1 protein-coding gene is annotated in these 1,005 nt (G+C 67.0%); it reads left to right on the top strand.

Annotated elements, in window-relative coordinates; all coding sequences use genetic code 11:
* A partial coding sequence (gene dnaG, locus DBR34_RS08350; protein WP_258223757.1) for a DNA primase occupies window positions 1–1,005 on the top strand: 1,005 nt, incomplete at both ends.

Below are 1,005 nucleotides of genomic sequence, written 5' to 3'. Positions count from 1 at the left end.
GTTCTATCACTGCTTCGGCTGTGGCGCGCATGGCACCGCGATCAGCTTCCTGATGAATTACGACCGCCTCGAGTTTCTCGACGCGGTCGACGAGCTGGCCAAGCGCGTGGGCATGGAAGTGCCGCGCGACACCCAGCCGCGCACTGCCCAGCAGCAGGACGACAGCCGCGAACTGTACTCGGCGCTGGACGCGGCCACGCGCTTCTTCCAGAAATCGCTGGAGGGCAGCGACAAGGCGCGCGCCTACCTGGACCAGCGCGGCGTGGACGAGGAGAACCGCACCCGGTTCGCGATCGGCTACGCGCCCGATGGCTACAGCGCACTGAAAGATGCCCTGGGCAAGGACGAGCGGCGCATGAAGCTGCTCGACCGCGCCGGATTGTTCTCCAAGAACGACCGCGGCCACGTCTACGACAAGTTCCGCGACCGGATCATGTTCCCGATCTTCGACCGCCGCGGCCGCGTGATCGCCTACGGCGGCCGGGTCATGGAGAAGGACGACGGCCCCAAGTACCTCAACTCGCCCGAGACCGCGCTGTTCCACAAGGGCCGCGAACTGTACGGCCTGTGGCAGGTGCGCCAGGCCAACCAGAAGATCGAACGGCTGATCGTGGTTGAAGGCTACATGGACGTGGTCTCGCTGTTCCAGTACGGGGTGACCCAGGCGGTGGCCACGCTGGGCACGGCCACCACGCCGGACCATGCCGAGCTGCTGTTCCGCAATGCGCCGGATGTGTTCTTCTGCTTCGACGGCGACGCCGCTGGCCGCCGCGCCGGCTGGCGCGCGCTGGAATCGGTGCTGCCGCGCATGAAGGACGGCCGCCAGGCGTTCTTCCTGTTCCTGCCCGACGGCGAAGACCCCGACACCATCGTGCGCAAGGAAGGCAGCGCCGCATTCGACGAACGCCTCAAGCAGGCCACGCCGCTGTCGCAGTTCTTCTTCGACGAGCTTACCCGCGAGGTCAACATGGCCACGCTGGACGGCAAGGCGCGGCTGGCCGAGCG

This window comes from Stenotrophomonas sp. HMWF003 (assembly GCF_003061285.1).
Lineage (GTDB): Bacteria > Pseudomonadota > Gammaproteobacteria > Xanthomonadales > Xanthomonadaceae > Stenotrophomonas > Stenotrophomonas maltophilia_AP.
The sequence above is the reverse complement of the archived record's forward strand: the minus strand, read 5'-3'. Positions and strand labels throughout refer to the sequence as shown.